The sequence below is a fragment of the Tepidimonas sp. HKU78 genome, assembly GCF_049860815.1.
Classification (GTDB): Bacteria; Pseudomonadota; Gammaproteobacteria; order Burkholderiales; family Burkholderiaceae_C; genus Tepidimonas.
Map to the genome: position 1 here is coordinate 1,081,945 of NZ_CP187547.1, position 18,749 is coordinate 1,100,693.

The following is an 18,749-nucleotide window of genomic DNA, read 5'->3' on the forward strand; positions in this document are numbered from 1 at the left end:
CGCCTTGGGGCGCGCAAGACAAGGAGACGGTGATGACGATTCGACGGACATTCATGCGCGGATCGATGGCGATGGCCGCGGCCAGTGCCGTGCTGCTGGCGGGCTGTGCCAATATGTCGGAAGAGCAAAAGTCCGGCACCGCTAAGGGCGCGATGATCGGCGCGGCGGCGGGGGCCGTGCTGGGCGCGGTGACCGACGGCAGCAAGGGCGCGGTGCGCGGGGCGGCGATCGGGGCCGGGGCCGGGGCGCTGGGCGGCTACGTCTGGTCCAGCCGCATGGAGCAGCAAAAGCGCGAGATGGAAGCCGCCACCGCGGGCACCGGCGTGGCCGTGACGCAGACGGCGGACAACCGGCTCAAGCTCGAGATCCCGAGCGACATTTCGTTCGACGTCGGCCGTGCTGACATCAAGCCCAACTTCCGCTCCGTGCTCGACACTTTTGCCGAGGGCCTCAAGCGCAACCCGGCGGCGCGCGTGACCATCGTCGGCCACACCGACAGCACGGGCAGCGACGCCATCAACAACCCGCTGTCGATCAATCGCGCGGCAGCCGTGCGCGACTACCTGGTCACGCGCGGGGTGGCGATCCAGCGCATCGCCATCGATGGGCGTGGCTCGCGCGAGCCAGTGGCCAGCAACGACACCGCCGAAGGCCGCGCGCGCAACCGCCGGGTGGAGATCTTCGTCGCGGAGCAGGCGAGTTGATGCGGGTGCCGTTTACCAAGATGCAGGGGGCGGGCAACGATTTCATCGTGCTTGACGAGACGCGCACGCGCTATCCCCTGAATGAAGCGCAGATCCGCTGGCTGGCCGACCGGCATTTCGGGGTCGGTGCCGACCAGATCCTGCGCGTGCGGCCCGCGCCGCACGCGGGCGTGGATTTCGAATACGTGATCCACAACGCCGACGGCGGTGAGGTGGAAAACTGCGGCAACGGCGCGCGCTGCTTTGCGCGCTATGTGCACGATGCCGGGCTGACGCAGGCCCGGTCGGTGCGGGTGCAGACCCGCGCCGGGGTGCTGACGCTGTTGCGTCAAGACGACGGGCGCGTGACAGTGGACATGGGCGCGCCCGTGTTCGAGCCGGCGCGCGTGCCGTTCGACACCGCAGGGCTCGTGCCACGGGCCGAAGGGGACTGGTGCCGCTGGCCGCTGACCCCACCGGACGGCGGCCCCGAGTGTTGGCTGGCCGTGTTGTCGATGGGCAACCCCCATGCCGTGCTGCGTGTCGACGACGTGGACAAGGCCCCGGTGGCGCAGTGGGGGCCGTGGATCGAGTCGCATCCGCGCTTCCCGCGCCGGGTCAACGCGGGTTTCGTGCAGGTGCTCGATCGCGGGCGCGCCCGGCTGCGCGTGTACGAGCGTGGCGCCGGCGAAACGCTGGCCTGCGGCACGGGGGCCTGTGCCGCGGTGGTGGCGGGTATTCGTCTGGGGTGGTTCGACGAGCGCGTGGACGTCGATTTGCCGGGGGGGCGCTTGACCATCGAGTGGCCGGCGCACCAGGGGCTGCACAGCACGGTGCGCATGACCGGTCCGGCCGAGCCGGTATTCAGCGGCGTGGTGGATGTGCCGGATAGCTGCTGATGCGCGACAATCCGCGTCAAGCCGCCTTGGCGCGGCGACCGCAGGAGACGCCCTTGAATCCCACCGCCCCGCTGCAACCGATCACCGAAGACGATATCGTCCAGTTTCTGGTCAACAGCCCCGATTTTTTCGAGCGGCATGCGGATGTGCTGGCCTCGGTGCAGCTGACCAGCCCGCACGCGGGCAGGGCCGTCAGCCTGTTGGAGCGCCAAGTCGAGATCCTGCGTGAGCGGCTGCGGCAGCTCGAGCTGCGCACGGCCGAGATGATCCGCCACGGACAGGACAACACCGCGCTGCTGCAGCGGCTGCACCGTTGGACGTGTGGGTTGCTCGCGGTCGACGCGCCCGACGCGTTGCCGGCGGCGGTGATCGAGGGCTTGCAGCGCGAGTTCGACGTGCCCATGGTGGCGCTCAAGGTTTGGGGCGTCGATGTGCCGTGGACGAATGCCCCGTTTGCCCAGGGCGTCAGTGACGACGCCCGCGCGTTCGCCTCGTCACTGCCGCAACCCTACTGCGGGGCCAATCCGGGTGTGGAGGCGGTGCAGTGGCTGCCCGATCCGGCGGCGGTGGCCTCGGTGGCGTTGCTGCCGCTGCGCCGCGCGGTACAGCAGCCCGCCTTTGGGCTACTGGTCTTGGGTTCGCCCGATGCACGGCGCTTCCAGGCCAGTGCCGGCACCGACTTTCTGGCGCGCATCGGCGAGCTGGCCGCAGTCGCCCTGGGCCGCCTGTTGCCCCCGGGAGATGGGGCCGATGGATGCAGTCGCTGACGACGCCGCGCGGGTGGCGGCATACCTGACCCATGTGCGGGTCGAAAAACGCTTGGCCGCGCGCACCGTGGCCCTGTACGAACGCCACCTGCAGGACTTGTGCCATCGCGCCCACGCGCAAGGGTTGACGCTGGGCGCCGTGCGCGCCTCGCATGTGCGGCGCTGGGTGGCGCAGCTGCACGCGGCGGGGCGCGCGCCACGCGGCATTGCGCTCGTGCTGTCGAGCTGGCGCGGTTTTTACGACTGGCTCGGCCGGCAGGGAGGCATCGCGCAGCATCCCTTGCAGGGCGTGCGCGCGCCCAAGGCGGCGCGTCCTTTGCCCAAGGCGTTGCCCGTGGAGGCGGCCCTGCAACTGGTGCAGGGCGCGCCGCCGCCCGCGCCCACCGCGTCGCCGCAGGCGCAGGCCGAGGCGCAGCGCGACCACGCCATGGTCGAACTGCTGTACGGCTGCGGCCTGCGCATCGGCGAGCTGCTCGGGCTCGATCTGCAGCCCGGGCGCGACGGTGGCGGCTGGATCGACCTGGCCGCGGGCGAGGTGCATGTCGTGGGCAAAGGCGGCAAGCGGCGCAGCGTGCCGATGGGCCCACCGGCCGTGGCGGCGTTGACGGCGTGGCTGCGGGTGCGCCCGACGTGGGTGCGTGGCACCGACCCTGGGGCGGTCTTTCTGGGCGCGCGTGGCGAGCGCTTGACGCCGCAAGTGGCGCGCCGCCGTTTGGCGGCTTGGAGTGCCCAGACGGGCGTGGGTGTGCACGTGCACCCGCACGTGTTGCGCCACAGCTTTGCCAGCCACGTGCTGCAGTCCAGCGGCGACCTGCGCGGGGTACAGGAGCTGCTCGGGCACGCCAGCATCGCCAGCACGCAGGTCTACACCCGGCTGGACTTCCAGCACCTGAGCCGCATCTACGAAGCGGCGCATCCGCGCGCGCGCCGAACGGCGCCGGCCCCCACCGAGCGGGGATGCGCCGAAACCCCTGCCAGGGGTGATGGTTCGGGAAACCCCGGGGTGTAGCCGGTTGGTATTTTGCGCCACAATCGTCGCGCTGGCTGGGGGTGCGCCCAGTCGATCGTTGGATGCATAGATCATGACGTGGTTGTGGCGTTGGTTGACCGTATTCGTCGTTTCGCTGACCCTGGCGTCAGCCGCCCGCGCGGCCGAGCCGATCAAGGTCGTGTACCACCTGAGCGAAGGCATCCCGCAAGCTTCGCGGGCGATTGGCAATATCCGCAACCACCTCGCGGCCGATCCCTCGGCCAAGATCGTCGTCGTCACGCACGGCTTGGGGATCGACTTTCTGCTCGAGGGGGCAACCAACCAGCAAGACCAGCCGTTTGCCGGTGCGGTGGCGGACTTGGCCAACAAGGGGGTCGAGTTCCGCGTCTGCAACAACACGCTGGTGGCGCGCAAGATCGACGCGGCCAAGCTGCTGCCGGAGGCGAAGATCGTGCCCTCAGGCGTGGCCGAGGTGGCGAAGTTACAGGCACGCGAGGGCTTCGTGTATCTGCGTCCCTGAGCGGGGGCGGTGGGCGGGGCGAACAGCTTAGATAAAAGTGCATGCATAAGCTCAGAAACCTTTGGCACTCCTGTGAACCAAGAGGAGTGCCATGCAAATCCACCGCGGTGGGTACCGCATCCGGGGGTTTTACCGGGTAGCGGCTCTGGGGCATCTTTGGGACATGACACCCAAAGATGCCCACAGACGCCTTGAAATTCTTCGTTTCTTCGACAAGCACGGACTGGCCGCGACCCGTGACGCCTTCGGTGTCTCGCGCCGCACCCTCTACCGCTGGAAAGCCGCCCTCAAAGCCCAAGGCGGCAACCCGGCTGCCCTGGCCGCACAATCCTGCGCTCCACGAAAGCGCAGGGTGCCCAAGACCGACCCGCGCCTGGTGAGCGAAATCCGGCGGCTACGCACCCTCCACCCCACCAAGGTCAAAGCCCAAGCCCTGGAGGTGCTGGCCTGCTCTACCCGCGAGCGCAGTCGCTTGCGGCATGCCCCGCTACATCGTCACCTTCATCGATCCAGTTTCACACTTTGCTTTTGCCGTGGGGCTACCCTCCAAGCACGCCCGGTACACCGCCCGCGCCCTCGAACGGGGCCTGTCCCTGCTGCCCCAGAGCCCCACGACGGTGCTGTCCGACAACGGCAGCGAGTTCGAAGCCGACTTCGCCCAGCTCCTTGAAGGAGCGCGGCGTCAAGCGCTGGTACACCTACCCCAAAACGCCCGGACGCCCGCCCACGCCGAGCGCTTCCATCGCACGATCCAGGAGTCCTTCGTGGACGACCACGAGGAGTTGCTCTTTACCGACCTCGCCCTCTTCAACCGCAAGCTCGCCGACTGGCTCGTCTTCTACAACGCTTCAGCGTCCGCACCACACCCTCGGCCAGCGTTCACCGCTATCCTTCTTCTTGCAACATCAACCCGAGTGCCAAAGGTACTGGACTCATATAAAAAGTTGACTGTTATTGCGCAGAAGTGTATATTTTGATCATGTCTCGCAAGATGGTCAGCATTCAAGAGGCCGCCGAGTTCGTGGGCGTGTCGCCGCAGACTCTGCGCCGCTGGGAGCGCGAAGGTCGGCTTTTGCCCGATGAACGCACGCCGGGTGGCCGGCGTCGCTACGACCTTGCGCGGCTTCGGCCAGAGCAATTCCGCGCAGCGGAAACGGCGCGGCGCACCATCGCCTACGCACGGGTCTCCAGCCACGACCAGAAAGACGACCTAGAGCGGCAAAAGCAGGTGCTCGAACGCTACTGCGCCCGCCAAGGCTGGACGTTCGAGGTCATTGCCGACCTGGGTTCCGGCATGAACTATCACAAGAAGGGCCTCAAGCGCCTGCTCGATGCAATCATCGACGGGCAGGTCGGGCGCTTGGTCATCACGCACAAAGACCGGCTGCTGCGCTTGGGCGCGGAACTGGTGTTTGCCATCTGCGAGGCGAAGAACGTCGAAGTCGTGATCCTCAACCAGGGCGAGGACACGACGTTCGAGGAAGACTTGGCAAAAGACGTGCTGGAGATCATCACCGTCTTCAGTGCCCGGCTCTATGGCAGCCGCTCCCGCAAGAACCAGAAGCTCATCGAAGGCGTGCGGGCTGCCGTGGAGGCTGCGCAATGCTGATTGCCCACCGCATCGCGCTCGATCCGAACAACGCACAGGCGACCTACTTTGCCCGTGCGTGCGGTGTTGCGCGCTTTGCCTACAACTGGGCACTAGTCGAGTGGAAGCGCCAGTACGAGGTATGGAAAGCCAACCCTAGCCTGCCCAAGCCATCGCAGCAGTCCTTGCGTCGACAGCTCAACGCCATCAAGCGTGAGCAGTTCCCTTGGATGCTGGAGGTGACCAAGTGCGCTCCGCAGATGGCAATCATCCAGTTGGGGCAGGCGTTCCAGAACTTCTTTGCAGGCCGTGCCCGCTATCCGCAGTTTCGCAAGAAGGGCGTGCATGACCGCTTCACGCTCACCAACGACCAGTTCAGCATCGACGGCTGTCGCATCCGCATCCCCAGTCTGGGATGGGTGCGCATGCGCGAGCCGTTGCGTTTCGCTGGCAAGCTCATGTCGGCCACCATCTCCCGTGTGGCCGACCGCTGGTTTGCCAGCATCACCGTGGACACATCCGACACGTCGCACCTGCCCAAAGCCGAGAACCAAGGCGCGGTAGGCGTCGATCTGGGTGTGTCGGCACTCGCCGCGCTCTCGACGGGAGAGATGTTTCCCAGCCCGAAGCCCCACAAGGCGCTGCTGGACCGATTGCGAAGGCTCTCGCGCAGCCTGAGTCGCAAGCAAAAAGGCTCGGCCAACCGCAAGAAGGCCAGAGCCAGACTGGCAAAGCTGCATGCCAGGATCGTCAACATCCGCGCGGACGCGCTGCACAAGCTCACGACAGACCTCACGCGCCGGTTTCACACCATCGGCATCGAGGATCTGAACGTGCGCGGCATGGCAAAGAACCGCCATCTGGCCCGCTCCATCATGGACATGGGATTCTTCGAGTTCCGGCGGCAACTGCAATACAAGGCCGCGATGCGCGGCGGGCAGGTGGTGGTGGCAGATCGCTTCTTTGCGAGCAGCAAGACGTGCTCGGCGTGCGGGCACAGGCTCGATGATTTGCCGCTGTCGGTGCGTGAATGGACGTGCCCGGACTGTGGAATCATCCATGATCGCGATGTGAATGCCGCCAGGAATCTCCTGGCGTATGGCCTGGCCGCCCTAAGCGGCCCTACGGCGAGTTCCGCCGGATGTCAAGCCTGTGGAGAGGCAGGCTCTGGCCTTGGGCGCAAGCTCAAGACGAAACCAGCCTCTGTGAAGCAGGAAGTCAGCTTCGTTCCTGCGTGAGCAGGAATGAGTAAGTCTGATGGAACGGTGGGACAATCCATCCCCATGAAGACGATTCGACTGAAAGCGGGCAAGGAGCGCTCGCTACTGCGCCACCACCCGTGGGTGTTCGATGGCGCGATCGAGCGCGGTCAGGCGGATGCCGGCGAGACCGTGCGGGTGGAGAGCGCCGACGGGCGCTTTCTGGCCTGGGGCGCGTATGCGCCGCGCTCCAAGATCCGCGTGCGCGTCTGGAGCTTCGACGAGGCCGAGCGCATCGACGGCGCGTTTTTCGAGCGGCGTCTGCGCGCTGCGGTCGAGCTGCGCTCGCGGCTGGCCATCGACAGCGACGGCGTGCGGCTGGTGCACGGCGAGTCCGATGGGCTGCCGGGCTTGGTCGTGGATCGCTACGGCGAGACGCTGGTCGCGCAGTTTGGCAGCAGCGGCGCCGAGCGGCACAAGGCCGCGATCGCCGACGCGCTGTTGCGGGTGACGGGCCTGACGCGACTGTACGAGCGTTCCGACGCCAGCGTGCGCCAGCGCGAAGGGCTGCCGCCGGTGACGGGCTGGCTGCGGGGTACCGGCCCCACCGAGTGCGTGATCCAAGAAAACGGCTGGCGCCTGAGTCTGGACGTGGCCGAGGGACACAAGACGGGCTACTACTTGGACCAGCGCGACAGCCGGCGCGATTGCGCGCACCTGACGCGCCGCTTTGGGGTGGCGGAGGTGCTCAACTGTTATTGCTACACCGGGGGGTTCACGGTGGCGGCACTCGCCGGTGGGGCGCGCCACGTGACGTCGATCGACTCCTCCGCCCCGGCACTGGCGCGCGCGCAACGCAACGTGGCGCTCAACGGCTTCGAGGCGGCACGCTGTACCTTTTTGGACGCCGATGTCAACGCGAGTCTGCGCGCCTTCGCGACCGAGGGGCGGCAGTTCGACCTGATCGTGCTCGATCCGCCCAAGCTCGCGCCGTCGGCGACGCACCTGGAGCGCGCCGCGCGGGCATATAAAGACGTCAATCGGCTGGGCTTCAAGCTACTGCGCCCGGGTGGTTTGCTGCTGACGTATTCGTGTTCGGGCGCGGTGGGGGTCGAGTTGTTTCAGAAAATCATCGCCAGCGCCGCGCACGAGGCGGGGGTGGACGCCACCATCGTGGCGCGGCACGGCGGTGCCCCCGACCATCCGACCGGGCTCGCCTTTCCCGAGGGCGAGTACCTCAAGGGGCTGGTGCTGTGGCGCCGGCCTTGACACCTGCTCTACACTGATCCCATGGCACTCATTCCTGCAACCATCCTCACCGGTTTTCTGGGCTCGGGCAAGACCACGCTGCTCAAGCGCGTGCTCACCGAGGCGCACGGCCAGCGCATCGCCGTGATCGAAAACGAGTTCGGCGCCGAAAACATCGACAACGAGATCCTGGTGGCCGACACCGAGGAACAAATCGTGCAGATGAGCAATGGCTGCGTGTGCTGCACCATCCGCGAAGACCTGCGCAGCACGCTGTCGCTGCTGGCGGCCAAGCGGCGCAAGGGCCTGCTGGCGTTCGATCGCGTGATCATCGAGACCACCGGGCTGGCCGATCCGGGGCCGGTGGCGCAGACGTTTTTCATGGACGACGAGATCGCCGAGAGCTACCTGCTCGACGCGATCGTGACCTTGGTGGACGCCAAGCACGCCCCGCAGCAGCTCGACGAGCGGCAGGAGGCGCGCCGCCAGGTGGGCTTTGCGGACCAGATTTTCATCAGCAAGGCCGATCTGGTAACGCCCGAGGCGCTCGATGCGCTCATCCATCGCCTCAAGCACATGAACCCGCGCGCGCCCATCGAGCCGGTGCACTTCGGCCAGGTGCCGCTGTCCAAGGTACTCGATTTGCGCGGCTTCAACCTCAACGCCAAGCTCGAGATCGACCCGGACTTTCTGCAGGCCGACGGGCACGCGCACGACCACGAGCACGACGACCACCGCCACTGCGACCATGAGCACGGCCATTGCGCGCACGAGCACGGGCATGGCCATGGCCACGGCAAGCACCATCACCACGACGACGATGTCCAGAGCTTCGTCTGGCGCAGCCAGCGTCCGTTCGATCCGTACAAGCTGGAGGACTTCCTGGGTGCGGTGGTGCAGGTCTGGGGGCCGAAGCTGCTGCGCTACAAAGGGGTGTTGTACATGCAGGGCACCGACCGCAAGGTCATCTTTCAGGGCGTGCACCAACTGATGGGCAGCGACCTCGGGCCGGTGTGGAAGCCGGGCGAGACGCGCGAGAGCAAGATGGTGTTCATCGGCATCGACCTGCCGCGCGACATCCTGGTGCAGGGGTTGGAACAATCGCTGGCGTGACGCGCGTCGGCCTGCTGCCACATGCGGGGCCAGCGCAGCCCCGACTGCGCTTACAATCGGCGCCCATTCGGTCGGGTGTGCCCAGGCGGCGGGGAGGCCGCCAGGGTGTCGCCGCTCAGCGTCCGCACCCGTTCAGACCAGAGGAGATGCGCCGTGAAGAACCGTTCGCCATCGAGCGAGGTCCCGTCCTCCGATGCCGCCTCGGCCGCCCCGTCCGACGGGGGCGGTGGTGAGGCCAAGCCGCGCGCGGCGCGCAAACCGTCGGTGGCGGCCTCGCGCCGCGCCGAGAAGGCCGCCATGCATGCGCAGACCACCGAAGCGGTGGCGCCCACGCACGACCCGCGCGCGGCCAAGGCCAGCTATGCCCCCGAACCTGCCATGACGACCACCGTTGCCCCGACGACCGCCTCCGCCCTGCGCAAAGATCCCGCCCGGGCCGATAACTGGAAAAAGCTGCCCGTCGAGCAGCTGACCGACGCCGACATCCTGGCCATGCCCGACAGCGAGTACATGAACGATGTGCAGCTGGCGTATTTCCGCCGCAAGCTGCTCGCGCTCAAGGCCGACATCCTCAGCAATGCCGGCGAGACCACCGAGCACCTGCGTGAAGACACGGTGGTGGTGCCCGACCCGGCCGACCGCGCCACCATCGAGGAAGAGCACGCGCTCGAGCTGCGCACGCGCGACCGCGAACGCAAGCTGCTCAAAAAGATCGAGCAGGCGCTGGCGCGTATCGACAGTGGCGACTACGGTTATTGCGAAGAGACCGGCGAGCCCATCGGGGTCGGACGGCTGCTGGCGCGGCCGACGGCGAGCCTGTCGATCGAGGCCCAGCAGCGACGGGAACTCAAGCAAAAGCTGTTTGGCGACTGACGCGCCAACGGGCTGGCGAGCCCGGCGTTTTTGCGAGGGTGCACCCCATGCCTGACCAGCCCACGACGCCCACCAGTGCTGGCTGGTGGCGGCAGCTGTGGCAGCGCTGGTGGCGCCCGGGCGCGCGCCGCGATGGCGGTGTTGCCGGGCTGGACGAGGAGCGGCGCGCCCTCAAGGCGGCCATTTTGCGCAAACGGCGCAACGATCGCGTGCGCCACCAGGAACTCGATGAGCTGCGCGAGCTGATGAGGGTGCGGCCGGCGGCAGGCACTGCGTCCGAGCCGGTGGCTTCGCCGTCCAGCAGTAGCCACGCCCGCAGTGGCTGGCACCGCTCTGGGCCGGACAAATCCCGCACCATCGAGCAAATCGCGCGCATCGAGGCCCAGATGGCGCAGCACTGGATGCCCCGCGCCACGGACGCGCCGGGTCTGCGCATCGGCGCGCCGGGAGACGCCCGAGCGGGACCGATCGTCAGTGGCCATTTGCAGGCGCGTGCCGGGGCTCCTCGCATGAGCATCGACTTGGTGGCGCACGAGACCACCCCCCCGGAGGCGGCGCTGGAAACGTGGCTCGCGCATCCGGTGTTGACCGAGGCAGCGGTGCGATTCGCCAACGGCCGGCTGGACGAGGCGCGGCGCGCACTGGAGGCCCTGCAGGCGCAAGAAGTGCGTTCGCCGCTGGCCCGCGTGGCGGGGCGCATGCTGCTCGATCTGTTGTGGGCGGCGGGCGACGTCGAGGGGTTCGACGAATGGGCCGCAGAGTGGGCGGATCGTTTCGGGCAGCCGGTGCCGCGCTGGCCTGTGGTGCTGCCGCCCGCGGCAGCGGCGACGCCCGCCTCCATGCCGGCCGAGCCGACGGGGGCGCCGGTGGCGTGGGTTTGCCCGCCCCTGCTCGATGCGGCCGCCGTCGAAGCGATGGCGCAGCGGGTGGACGACGCCGACGGCGTGGTGTGGCTGGACTGGACGGATCTGCTGTCGGCCGATATCGAGGCTGCCGAACGGCTGGCGACGGTGTTGGCCCAGTGGGCCCAGCGGCCACTCGTCATGCGTTGGCGCGGCTGCGCCGTGCTGCGGCGACGCTTGAAGGCCAGCACGCCGTCCGGGCGGCGCGAGAATCACCCCGTGTGGTGGCGCCTGCGGCTGGCGGCCCTGCACCTGATGGGGCGGCGCGACGAATTCGATCTGGTCGCGCTCGACTGGTGTGTGACCTACGGCGAGCTACCCCCCACCTGGCGGGAGCCGGTGGCGCGGGTCGAGGCCACGGACGCCTGGCCCGAGCTGCCGCCAGCGCCCGCGCCATTGGCTCCGGCCCAGCCCGCGGCGTCACTGGACGAGGTCGCTGCGTGGCCCGAGCTTGCCACGTCGGCACTGCCGGCGGCCGAGTCCGAGTTTCCCGCTGTACCCACGGTGCAGGCATCGGGTTGGTCGGTGCCCACGCACGGCCCCGAGGCCGCCCCCGTGTTGCGGTTGGAGGGGGTGCTGCTCGGCGACATCGCCGCGGTGCTGGCCGCGTGGGATGCGGCGCTTCGAGACGCCGACGTGCAACGGCGGCTCGTCCTCGATGCCCGGCGGCTGCAGCGGGTCGATTTCGCGGCCGCGGGGGCCTTGCTGCAGTGGCTGTTGGCGGCACGCGGGCGCGGCGTGTGGGTCGAGTTCGACGGCGTGAGCCCGCTGTTGGCGGTGCTCTTCCATGTGGTCGGCATCGACGAGTTGGCCACCGTGCGCCTGCGACAATAGCGGGCATGGAAAGCCCCTCGTCCTCTTCTGCCGTCTTTCACGGCACCACCATCGTCAGTGTGCGGCGCCCCGATCCGGCCGACCCCGGCCGCGTGCAGGTCGCCATGGGCGGCGACGGCCAGGTCACGCTTGGCCACATCGTGGTCAAGGGCAGTGCGCGCAAGGTGCGCCGGCTCTACCGCGACCAGGTGTTGGCCGGTTTTGCGGGCGCGACGGCCGACGCCTTCACCCTGTTCGAGCGGTTCGAAGCCAAGCTGGACAAGCACCAGGGCCACCTGCTGCGCGCCGCGGTCGAGCTAACCAAGGACTGGCGCACCGACCGCGTGCTGCGTCGGCTGGAGGCGATGCTGGCCGTGGCCGATCGCAGCACCAGCCTGGTCATCACGGGCAACGGCGATGTGCTCGAGCCCGAGCGCGGTATCGTGGCTATCGGCTCCGGTGGCGCCTACGCGCAGGCGGCGGCGCTGGCGCTGCTCGACCACACGGCGCTGCCGGCCGAGGCCGTGGTGCGCGAGGCGCTGCGCATCGCGGGCGACCTGTGCATCTACACCAACCAACACCACACCGTGGAGGTGCTGTCGTGAGTGCTGCCATGACCCCGCAGGAGATCGTCTCCGAGCTCGACGAGCACATCGTAGGCCAGCAGGCGGCCAAGCGCGCGGTGGCCATCGCGCTGCGCAACCGCTGGCGGCGCCAGCAGGTCGACCCCAAGCTGCGCGCCGAGATCACACCCAAGAACATCCTGATGATCGGCCCGACCGGCGTGGGCAAGACCGAGATCGCGCGGCGGCTGGCCCGGCTCGCTGGCGCGCCCTTCATCAAGGTCGAGGCCACCAAGTTCACCGAGGTCGGCTACGTCGGCAAGGACGTCGACAGCATCATCCGCGACCTGGCCGACATCGCCGTCAAGCAAACGCGCGAGGCCGCGATGGCGCGCGTGCGCACGCGCGCCGAGGATGTGGCCGAAGACCGCATCCTGGATGCGCTGCTGCCCCCGCCGCGCGACGGCGACGTGGAGCGCGACGGCGCGGCGCGCCAGGTGTTTCGCAAAAAGCTGCGTGAGGGTCAGCTCGACGACAAGGAAATCGATATCGAGCTGGCGGCGAGCCAGCCGCAGTTGGAGGTGATGACGCCCGCCGGCATGGAAGAGATGGCCGAGCAGATCAAGGGGCTGTTCGGTCAGCTCAACCTGGGGCGGCGCAAGACGCGCCGCCTGCGCATCGCCGAGGCACGCCGCCTGCTCATCGAGGAGGAGGCCGCCAAGCTCGTCAACGAGGAGGACATTCGTGCCGAGGCGATCCATAACCTTGAGCAAAACGGCATCGTCTTCATCGACGAGATCGACAAGGTGGCCACGCGCAGCGAGGTCGGCGGCGCCGACGTGTCGCGCCAGGGCGTGCAGCGCGACCTGCTGCCGCTGGTGGAGGGCACCACCGTCTCCACCAAATACGGGCCGGTCAAGACCGACCACATCCTCTTCATCGCCAGCGGCGCGTTTCACCTGAGCAAGCCCAGTGACCTGATCCCGGAGCTCCAAGGGCGCTTTCCGATCCGGGTGGAGCTGCAGCCGCTGTCGGTGCAGGATTTCGAGGCGATCCTGACCCAGACGCACGCCAGCCTGGTGCGCCAGTACCAGGCACTGTTGGCCACCGAAGGGGTGCAACTGGTGTTTGCCGACGACGCCATCCGGCGCATCGCCACCATCGCCTACGAGGTCAACGAGCGCACCGAAAACATCGGGGCGCGCCGTCTGGCCACGGTCATGGAGCGGCTGCTCGACGAGATCAGCTTCGACGCGGTGCGCCACAGCGGCCAGACCGTCACGGTGGATGCCGCCATGGTCGACGCCCGGCTGGGCGAGCTGGCCCGGCACGAGGATTTGTCGCGCTTCATCCTCTGACCGGCGCCGCGCGCGAGGGCGCCGCGCTTCTTGACAAGCTGCTTGCACGCTGCCTTGTAAGCATTTGATTCGGCGTCTGTTTTTTAAGGCCGATTGGGGTGCCCAATTGGCCTTAACTCTTTGATTTCACGAGAAAAAACCCGCGGCGGACTTGTCGTGCGGAGGTTTTTGGTGCTAAAGTGGGAGCTAGTGCAAAAAAGTGGTGAAAAGTGGTTTTTCACGGCGGGATCTGATCCGTGTTCCAAGGCGCCTCGTCCCTCAGTCTCGATGCCAAAGGTCGGCTCTCGGTGCCGACCCGGCATCGCGACGTCCTCAGCGCCACGGCGGGCGGTCTGCTCACCATCACCAAGCACCCGCACGGCTGTCTGATGATCTTTCCCCGCCCGGAGTGGGAGGCGTTTCGCCAGCGCATCGCGCAGCTGCCCATGTCGGCGCAGTGGTGGAAGCGCATCTTCTTGGGCAATGCGCAGGACGTCGAGATGGACGCCCAGGGGCGCGTGCTGATTGCGCCCGAGTTGCGCGCGGCGGCCGGCATCACCAAAGAGGCCATGCTGCTGGGCATGGGCAATCACTTCGAACTCTGGGATGCGGCCACGTACGCGGCCCAGGAGGCCGAGGCCATGAAGGGCGAGATGCCCGAGGCCTTCCAGGACTTTTCGTTCTGAGGAGCGGGCGGTGCCGATGACCCATCCCCATCGCACCGTCCTGTTGAACGAAGCGGTCGAGGCCCTTCAGATCCAACCGGACGGTCACTACATCGACGCGACGTTTGGCCGCGGCGGTCACAGCCGCGCGATTTTGCAGCGCTTGTCGCCGCGGGGGCGCCTGACGGTGTTCGACAAGGACCCCGAGGCGATTGCGGTGGCCCAGGCGCTGGCGGCGACCGACCCGCGGGTGGCGGTGCGGCACGAGGGCTTTGCGGCCCTGGGCACGCTGCCGCCGGCCAGCGCGGACGGACTGCTGATGGATTTGGGGGTCAGCTCGCCGCAACTGGACGATCCGGCGCGCGGCTTTTCCTTCCGCCACGACGGGCCGCTGGACATGCGCATGGATCCCACGCGCGGGTTCAGCGCCGCCCAGTGGCTGGCCACGGCCAGCGTGGCCGAGATGACGGAGGTGTTTCGTGAATACGGCGAAGAGCGGTTTGCTGCATCGGTTGCAAAGGCGATTGATCGTCGCCGACAGGAACGGGGGCCTGTTCGAACCACCGCCGAGCTGGCCGAAATCGTGGCTGGCGCGGTCAAAACCCGCGAGCCGGGCAAGGACCCTGCAACGCGCACATTTCAGGCTATTCGGATTTACGTCAACGCCGAGCTTGAAGAGCTGCAACAGGCGCTGAAGGCGTCGCTCGTGCTGCTGCGCCCGGGCGGGCGGCTGGTGGTGATCAGCTTCCACTCGCTGGAAGACCGCTGCGTCAAGCGCTTCATGGTGGCGCACGCGCGGCCATCGGTCGATCGCCGCGCTCCCGTGGTCGAGCCGCCGCCCGCGTTGCTGGCACACGTCACGCGCACCCTGCCGTCCCCGGCAGAGGTCGAGGCCAACCCGCGTGCGCGCAGCGCCGTGATGCGCGCGGCCACCCGCACCGCTGCACCGGCGCCAGCCGATACGAGGGGGCCGCGATGCGCTTGAACCTCGTGCTGTTGCTGGCGCTGTTGGCCAGCTGTTTCTATCTGGTGACGCTGCAGTACGACTCGCGCCGCCTGTACGTTGCCAACGAGCGTGCGCGCGCCGAGGCCAACCGCCTGGCCGCCGAGCACGAGCGGCTGGTGGCGCAGCAGCGTGCGCTGGCCGCCCCGTCGCGTGTGCAGCAGATGGCACAACGCCAGTTGCAAATGCGTCCCGCGCACCCGGGCATCACCGAATACGTGACGTTGGCGACCACCGTGGTCGAGCCGGGGGGGCAGCCGTGAGCCGCAAGCCGACGCCCGCCCCGGTGCCGCGCAGCATCGCCTACGGGAGCAGTCCGCTGTTGACCAGCGCCACGCCCGTATGGCGCAGCCGCTTCATCGTCGCCATGCTGGCGCTGGCCTTTGCCGGGCTGGCGGCGCGGGCGGCGTACGTGCAGGTCATCGGCAACGACTTCTTCCAACGCCAGGGCGAGGTGCGCTATGCCCGCACGCTGGAGCTGCCCGCCAGCCGCGGCCGCATCCTGGACCGCAACGGCATGATTTTGGCCACCAGCGTGGTGGCGCAGAGCGTCTGGGCCGACCCCGAGGACGTCGATCCCAACCACCCCCGATTGCGCGAAGCGGCACGGTTGCTGGAGATGCCGCTGGCCGAACTCCAGCGCCGGCTGCAGGTGGGTGAGCGAAACTTTGTCTGGATCAAGCGCCAGGTGGACGAGCCGGTGGCGCGTCAGGTGCAGGCGCTGGGCATCAAGGGCCTGTACCTGCGCAAGGAGTACAAGCGCCAGTACCCGCAGGGGGAAGCGCTGGCGCACGTGGTGGGTTTCACCAACGTCGAAGACCGTGGCCAAGAGGGGGTCGAGTTGGCGTTCGACCGCGAGCTCAGCGGTCGTCCCGGTTCGCGCCGCGTGATCAAGGATCGGCTGGGCCGCATCGTCGAGGATGTGCGCGACATCGTGCCGCCGGTCGATGGCCGAGACCTGCAGCTGTCGATCGACGGCAAGGTCCAGTACTTTGCCTACCAGCGCCTGAAAGACGCGGTGCTACAGCACAACGCCCGCGGGGGCAGTGCGGTGGTGCTGGATGCGCACACGGGCGAGGTGCTGGCGTTGGCCAACTACCCCAGCTACAACCCCAACGACCGCCGCAGCTTGACCGGCGAGCAACTGCGCAACCGGGCGCTGACCGACAGCTTCGAGCCTGGCTCGACCATGAAGCCGTTCATCGCCGCGCTGGCGCTGGACAAGGGGCTGGTCACGCCCGAGACACCGATCCCCACCGCTCCGGGGCGGCTGCAGATGGGGGGCTTCACGATTTCCGATGTGCACCCCTATGGCGTGTTGACGGTCAACGAGGTGATTCAGAAGTCCAGCAACGTCGGCACGGTAAAGATGGCCATGCAGTTGCAGCCGCGCGACATGTGGGAGGCTTACACCCGCGCCGGCTTCGGGCACAAGCCACCAGTACCGTTTCCGGGTGCCACCAGCGGCCGACTGCGGCCGTACAAAACGTGGCGCCCGATCGAGCAGGCCACCATGAGCTATGGCTATGGGTTGTCGGTGTCGCTGCTGCAGCTGGCGCAGGCCTACACCGTGTTCGCGCGCGATGGCGAGCTGGTGCCCATCACCCTGTTGCGCACCGACCAGCCCGCGCATGGCGTGCGCGTGTTCAGCGAGCGCCATGCGTTGGCGGTGCGGCACATGCTGCACATGGCCGCCGGCCCCGGCGGCACGGCGCAACTGGCGCAGACGGTGGGTTACTCCGTGGGGGGCAAGACCGGCACCGCGCGCAAGCAGGAGGGCAAGGGTTACGCCGCCCGCAAGTACCGCAGCTTTTTCGTCGGCCTGGCGCCCATCGATCAGCCGCGCGTGGTGATCGCGGTGATGATCGACGAGCCCAGCAACGGCGTGATCTACGGTGGCGCCGTGGCGGCGCCGGTGTTTTCGGACGTCGCCCAGCAGACGCTGCGCCTGCTGGGGGTGCCGCCTGACATGCGTGTGCAGCCGCAGATCGTGGCCGATGCCATCGAGGAGGATCCGGTGTGAGCGCGCTGCCATCCTTCGAGTCGCTGGATGCCCTGTTGGCGTGGTTGCGCGCGTGCGGCGCCACTGGGCTGTGCGCCGACAGCCGCGCGCTGCGGCCCGGCGACGCTTTCATCGCTTGGCCCGGGGCGGCGGTCGATGCGCGCCGGTTCGTGCCCGCTGCGCTCGACGCGGGCGCCGTCGCGGCGGTGGTGGAGGCCGAGGGCCTGGCCGAGTGGCAGCAAGCGCACCCCGAGGCGGCATTCGATCGAGGCGAGCCAGGGTCGGCTCGGGTCGCGACCTTCCGCGGCCTGCGCGGCGTGGTCGGCGCCCTAGCCAGTGCTTTTTGGCACGCCCCCAGCCAAGCGCTGGACGTGGTGGCGATCACCGGCACCAACGGCAAGACGTCCACCGCGTGGTGGACGGCGCAGTGGCTGCAGGCCGCGGGAGTCGAGGCAGCACTGATCGGCACGCTGGGCATGGGACGCCCCGGTGCGGCGTTGGTCCCCACTGGCCTGACGACGCCCGACCCCGTGACCCTGCAACGTGCCCTGCGCACCTTTGCCGACGACGGCGTGCGTGCCGTGGTGATGGAAGCATCGTCGATCGGCATCGAAGAAGGGCGGCTCGACGGCACTGCCGTGCACACCGCGGTCTTTACCAACCTGACGCAAGACCACTTGGACTACCACGGCACGATGGCGTCTTACTGGGCCGCCAAGCGCCGCCTGTTCGACTGGCCGGGGCTCCAGGTGGCGGTGGTGTGCGTGGACGACCCGTATGGTCACGAATTGGCGCAGGCGCTCGCGTGCCGCACGGGTGAGGCGGGCGTGGAACTCTGGACCGTGGCCACGCAGCCCGAGACGCCGGCCCGCTTGCGCCTGCTGCAGCGCGAGTGGCGCGCGCAGGGCGTGCGCTTTACGGTCGCCGAGGGCGAAGCGCGCGCGACGTTCGAATTGCCCGTCGTGGGCGACTACAACGTCGCCAATTTGCTGGCGGCCATGGCCGTGCTGCGCAGCCGCGGCCTGTCCTGGCCCGTCATCGAGCGCAGCAGCCGGGCACTCGGGGCCGTGCCGGGCCGCATGCAGTCCGCCTGGAGTGCCGACGACGGCCCCGACGAGGGCTTGCCGCTGGTGCTCATCGACTATGCGCACACGCCCGACGCGGTGGCCAAGGCGCTGCAGGCGGTGCGCGCGCTGGCGGTGCGCCGGGGCGGACGCCTGTGGTGCGTGCTGGGCTGCGGTGGTGACCGTGACCCGGGCAAGCGCCCGCTCATGGCCGCCGCTGCCGAACGCGGCGCCGATCGGGTCGTACTGACGAGTGACAACCCGCGCAGCGAGGACCCGCTGCATATCCTGGCCCAGATGCGTGCGGGGCTGGCCGATCCTGCCGCCGCCATCGTCGAGCCCGACCGTGCCGCAGCCATCCGCTGGACGGTACAGCACGCTGCCGCTGCCGACGTGGTGCTGCTGGCGGGCAAGGGGCACGAGGACTATCAGGAAGTGGCCGGCGTGCGCCGACCTTTTAGCGATCGCGCCCATGCGCACGCGGCGCTGCGCCAACGCCGGGAGGCACAGGGATGACCG

The 18,749-nt window shown here is 68.4% G+C and carries 19 protein-coding genes and 1 pseudogene; all 20 read left to right on the forward strand.

What is annotated here, in order from left to right:
* Nucleotides 1–32: 32 nt before the first annotated feature.
* The 20 genes and pseudogenes from ACPYIS_RS05285 to ACPYIS_RS05380 all read left to right on the forward strand — a co-directional run bounded on the left by ACPYIS_RS05285 (nucleotide 33) and on the right by ACPYIS_RS05380 (nucleotide 18,746).
* Nucleotides 33–704, forward strand: a complete 672-nt coding sequence (locus tag ACPYIS_RS05285) for an OmpA family protein (protein ID WP_409934446.1) — start codon at nucleotides 33–35, stop codon at nucleotides 702–704.
* On the forward strand, nucleotides 704–1,582 hold the full coding sequence (gene dapF, locus ACPYIS_RS05290; protein ID WP_299022457.1) for a diaminopimelate epimerase: 879 nt from the start codon (nucleotides 704–706) through the stop codon (nucleotides 1,580–1,582). Before ACPYIS_RS05285 ends, dapF begins: the two co-directional genes overlap by 1 nt.
* A 53-nt stretch (nucleotides 1,583–1,635) precedes the next feature.
* The gene (locus tag ACPYIS_RS05295) at nucleotides 1,636–2,349 is read left to right on the forward strand and encodes a DUF484 family protein (protein WP_424894987.1); all 714 of its coding nucleotides are present in this window, start codon (nucleotides 1,636–1,638) and stop codon (nucleotides 2,347–2,349) included.
* Nucleotides 2,333–3,358: a tyrosine recombinase XerC gene (locus ACPYIS_RS05300; RefSeq protein ID WP_299022453.1), complete on the forward strand. Its 1,026-nt coding sequence runs from the start codon at nucleotides 2,333–2,335 to the stop codon at nucleotides 3,356–3,358. Before ACPYIS_RS05295 ends, ACPYIS_RS05300 begins: the two co-directional genes overlap by 17 nt.
* 73 nt (nucleotides 3,359–3,431) lie before the next feature.
* Complete coding sequence (locus ACPYIS_RS05305) at nucleotides 3,432–3,860, forward strand: DsrE family protein (RefSeq protein ID WP_299022451.1); 429 nt, start codon at nucleotides 3,432–3,434, stop codon at nucleotides 3,858–3,860.
* A gap of 163 nt (nucleotides 3,861–4,023) precedes the next feature.
* Nucleotides 4,024–4,152 (forward strand): annotated as a pseudogene (locus tag ACPYIS_RS05310) (helix-turn-helix domain-containing protein); the annotation flags it as partial.
* Between the two features lie 187 nt (nucleotides 4,153–4,339).
* Nucleotides 4,340–4,837 carry a hypothetical protein gene (locus ACPYIS_RS05315; protein ID WP_299020737.1) on the forward strand — a complete coding sequence of 166 codons (498 nt, stop codon included), beginning with the start codon at nucleotides 4,340–4,342 and terminating at the stop codon, nucleotides 4,835–4,837.
* A gap of 2 nt (nucleotides 4,838–4,839) precedes the next feature.
* Nucleotides 4,840–5,469, forward strand: a complete 630-nt coding sequence (locus ACPYIS_RS05320; RefSeq protein ID WP_299020734.1) for an IS607 family transposase — start codon at nucleotides 4,840–4,842, stop codon at nucleotides 5,467–5,469.
* A complete protein-coding gene (locus ACPYIS_RS05325) occupies nucleotides 5,463–6,686 on the forward strand; it encodes an RNA-guided endonuclease InsQ/TnpB family protein (RefSeq protein WP_299020731.1) in 1,224 nt (407 codons plus the stop codon). Before ACPYIS_RS05320 ends, ACPYIS_RS05325 begins: the two co-directional genes overlap by 7 nt.
* A 45-nt stretch (nucleotides 6,687–6,731) precedes the next feature.
* Complete coding sequence (locus tag ACPYIS_RS05330; protein ID WP_299020725.1) at nucleotides 6,732–7,916, forward strand: class I SAM-dependent rRNA methyltransferase; 1,185 nt, start codon at nucleotides 6,732–6,734, stop codon at nucleotides 7,914–7,916.
* A gap of 21 nt (nucleotides 7,917–7,937) precedes the next feature.
* Nucleotides 7,938–9,008, forward strand: a complete 1,071-nt coding sequence (locus ACPYIS_RS05335; protein WP_424859830.1) for a CobW family GTP-binding protein — start codon at nucleotides 7,938–7,940, stop codon at nucleotides 9,006–9,008.
* Between the two features lie 21 nt (nucleotides 9,009–9,029).
* A complete protein-coding gene (gene dksA, locus ACPYIS_RS05340; protein ID WP_424859829.1) occupies nucleotides 9,030–9,881 on the forward strand; it encodes an RNA polymerase-binding protein DksA in 852 nt (283 codons plus the stop codon).
* A gap of 47 nt (nucleotides 9,882–9,928) precedes the next feature.
* Nucleotides 9,929–11,617: an STAS domain-containing protein gene (locus ACPYIS_RS05345; RefSeq protein ID WP_424859828.1), complete on the forward strand. Its 1,689-nt coding sequence runs from the start codon at nucleotides 9,929–9,931 to the stop codon at nucleotides 11,615–11,617.
* A 5-nt stretch (nucleotides 11,618–11,622) separates the two neighbouring features.
* On the forward strand, nucleotides 11,623–12,201 hold the full coding sequence (hslV, locus tag ACPYIS_RS05350) for an ATP-dependent protease subunit HslV (RefSeq protein WP_299020714.1): 579 nt from the start codon (nucleotides 11,623–11,625) through the stop codon (nucleotides 12,199–12,201).
* A gap of 8 nt (nucleotides 12,202–12,209) precedes the next feature.
* Nucleotides 12,210–13,517 carry an ATP-dependent protease ATPase subunit HslU gene (hslU, locus tag ACPYIS_RS05355; RefSeq protein WP_424860139.1) on the forward strand — a complete coding sequence of 436 codons (1,308 nt, stop codon included), beginning with the start codon at nucleotides 12,210–12,212 and terminating at the stop codon, nucleotides 13,515–13,517.
* A 236-nt stretch (nucleotides 13,518–13,753) separates the two neighbouring features.
* Nucleotides 13,754–14,182, forward strand: a complete 429-nt coding sequence (gene mraZ / locus ACPYIS_RS05360; RefSeq protein ID WP_299020681.1) for a division/cell wall cluster transcriptional repressor MraZ — start codon at nucleotides 13,754–13,756, stop codon at nucleotides 14,180–14,182.
* 16 nt (nucleotides 14,183–14,198) lie between these two features.
* A complete protein-coding gene (gene rsmH / locus ACPYIS_RS05365; protein WP_424859827.1) occupies nucleotides 14,199–15,146 on the forward strand; it encodes a 16S rRNA (cytosine(1402)-N(4))-methyltransferase RsmH in 948 nt (315 codons plus the stop codon).
* Nucleotides 15,137–15,427, forward strand: a complete 291-nt coding sequence (gene ftsL / locus ACPYIS_RS05370) for a cell division protein FtsL (RefSeq protein WP_299020687.1) — start codon at nucleotides 15,137–15,139, stop codon at nucleotides 15,425–15,427. The genes rsmH and ftsL overlap by 10 nt, the downstream gene beginning before the upstream one ends.
* A 23-nt stretch (nucleotides 15,428–15,450) precedes the next feature.
* Complete coding sequence (locus ACPYIS_RS05375) at nucleotides 15,451–17,187, forward strand: peptidoglycan D,D-transpeptidase FtsI family protein (protein WP_299020699.1); 1,737 nt, start codon at nucleotides 15,451–15,453, stop codon at nucleotides 17,185–17,187.
* Nucleotides 17,184–18,746: a UDP-N-acetylmuramoyl-L-alanyl-D-glutamate--2,6-diaminopimelate ligase gene (locus ACPYIS_RS05380; protein WP_424894986.1), complete on the forward strand. Its 1,563-nt coding sequence runs from the start codon at nucleotides 17,184–17,186 to the stop codon at nucleotides 18,744–18,746. Before ACPYIS_RS05375 ends, ACPYIS_RS05380 begins: the two co-directional genes overlap by 4 nt.
* Nucleotides 18,747–18,749: the final 3 nt, after the last annotated feature.